Origin of the sequence: Paracoccus marinaquae, from assembly GCF_018860165.1 — a bacterium.
GTDB lineage: Bacteria > Pseudomonadota > Alphaproteobacteria > Rhodobacterales > Rhodobacteraceae > Paracoccus > Paracoccus marinaquae.
The window spans coordinates 1-2,527 of sequence record NZ_JAHKNG010000098.1; the positions used below are offsets into that span (position 1 = coordinate 1).

The window sequence follows — 2,527 nt, forward strand, 5'->3', positions numbered from 1 at the left end:
AGCTCGAGGCCGCCATCACGAAACTCGACAAGTTCGACCTGCTGATCCTCGACGATCTCGCCTATGTCACCAAGGACCAGGCCGAAACCAGCGTGCTCTTCGAACTCATCTCGGCACGATACGAGCGCCGATCCATCATGATCACCGCCAACCAGCCCTTCGGTGAATGGAACAAGGTCTTCCCGGACCCCGCCATGACGCTGGCCGCCGTCGACAGGCTGGTTCACCACGCAACCATCTTCGAGATGAATGTCGAAAGCTATCGGCGGCGGGCCGCCCTTGAGGCCAAACGGCAACGCGGAAGGCCCGCCTCCTTCGCCACCATCAACAACACGCCCCTGATTGACGCGGCGCGACAATCAGAAACGAAAGAGGAACTTGCCAGCGACAATCAGGATGCTATCGTCGCAGATGCCGCGACATAGAATCTCATCCAGATCGTCGCCAGCGTCTCACCCAGATTGTCGCGCTATAGCTCAGCTTATAGCCTGTTTTCGCAGGCGGCCGAACTCGGTAATCCCGCAGCAATGCGTCGTCTGGCGTGGCTGATGGTTGAAGGCATCGGCACGGAGCAGAACCTCGGCGAGGCTGAACGGTTTTTTCGCAGATCGGCTGATGCCGGATATGCGGTCGCCCGCGCCGAATGGGCCATACTATACAAAAAGAACGTGTTTGGCCGGGATCCTGACCCGCTTCGCTCCTCCTCCGTTTGGCTTGAAGAGTTCGAAAACGGGAATCCGGTCGCTCTGTATGACGTCGGTCTTTCCCATTTTTGGGGGACCGATGGGGTCGAGCGTGACATGGTGAAAGGCATCGATCTGCTGGAGAGAGCCGCTGCAGCCGATCATAATCTCGCGATGGCGTTTCTTGGCAAGGCCTATCTATACGGCAATGAAGTCGAGAAGGATGAAGAGAAGGCATTCACATGGCTGAGTAGGGCCGCCCAAAAGGGTGCCGCATTCTACGATCTCGCATATCTTCACGGTCAGGAGGAGGGCAAGTATGCGGATGCAGAGGAAGCTGCGATCTGGTTGATGGCCGACCTCATGTCGCGGGATTCGTTTTACATAACGCTGGAGAACAAGAACTTATTCAGTAAGGAAGTCGTTGTGAATGTTCAGAAGTTTCTGGCGGTCAACGGGTTTTACGACGGACCGATCGAGTTTCCGCTCTCGGAGAGAGCGGTGTCGGCGATCCATCGCTTCGAAGTCGACGCCTACCCGCCGTATTTTTCGACAATGGTGTCCAAGTATCGCGCCCTCAAGCAGAAGGAACGGGAGGTCATCGGTGCAGCCCTCGACCGGGCGGTCGATCGATGGTCCGCGGACCGACGTTCTCAGTCGGCGATTGAAGCCGAACAGATCGTGATCAATCGACCGTTTGAAGGCGAGGGCAAAGACGAATGGCTATCCTATCTTACCGACATCCAGCGCCGGCATCGGTATGTGACCGTGGACGGCTTCAAGTATCGCGATGTTGCGGAGATCAATGGCGATTGGGTAAAGATCCTCGCCGTCGATCCGACGACGTCCACCATCTACTACGCTCGAAGCGGCTACCAAAAACTGCTGGCAAACAAATCGGAGAACCTCCGACACCCGGATCTTCCACCTCCGGGAGACCATTCGAAGTCAGGTCCTGTGATCGTTCTCGACCGTCGCTATGACCAAGACGATCCGCAGTGGAATCGATGGTTCCAAAACCTTCGCCTGGCGTTTCGCAGCAAAGGGGAGAAAGGGCTTGTTGTTGGCGAGATCGCGTATCTCGAAGGGTTACTCGGTGACCCTGAAGTGCTGATCGTGGCGCATGATGATAAACGGAAGCAATACTACATTATCTGGAGGAATGACATGTTTCTCTACCGGGTCGGTGCGGACTACATGGTGACGGCAGCAGAAAGCAGAGGGCGTGATGCCGCGCGTGGACTGTCGGCAATCGGTCTGGCCATTTGCGCCATGAGCGGGACCTGCGCCGAGTAATTGGCCTCATGCGAGAGCCTACCCAGAACCAATAGCACGCAAGGCTCAGCTGCATGGTCATGATGGGGACGAAAGCACGGCCATTGCGGGTGAGCCATGAATACACCTGTCCCGCACATGGCGGGACCGGCAAGTTGTCCGGGCGAGAGCCCGGCGCGGAGAAGTAAGAGAGAGCACCGCCACGAGGTCTTGATCGGGGTGCCCGGCAAAAAGCGTCGTCGGCGCATGCCGATCATGAACAAGTTGGAAGACTTCCATCGCTTGTCCGCGGCGCTGGTTGGTTACCCAGATAGCACCTGCGACGCCCTCCAGGCGCCGAAATGGCCCCATCGTCTATTGGTGAGGACGCCAGGTTCTCAGTAAGCGATGTCCCGATCACACGGTGACGGCGTAGTTCCACGGGAGCAGATCGTCGATCCGCCGTAACCGCCCGGTTGTTACCGCGGTTACTCAGGCGGCTTGGGCCTGAGTGTCGGCGATCGGCGTCCAATTCCACGGGAGGAGCTCGTCGAGCCGGTTGATCTTGTGGTCATGGATGCGGTCGAGCA

At 57.7% G+C, this 2,527-nt stretch carries 2 protein-coding genes; both read left to right on the plus strand.

Translation table 11 applies throughout. The annotated features are described in order from the left end of the window. Window positions 1-425 (plus strand): ATP-binding protein (locus KNW02_RS20330; protein WP_216035000.1); only part of this gene is annotated, 425 nt, incomplete at its 5' end. Window positions 426-461: 36 nt separating this feature from the next. Then, window positions 462-1,979, plus strand: coding sequence for a tetratricopeptide repeat protein (locus KNW02_RS20335; RefSeq protein ID WP_216035001.1), 1,518 nt, complete (start codon window positions 462-464; stop codon window positions 1,977-1,979). The last annotated feature ends 548 nt before the right edge of the window (window positions 1,980-2,527 follow it).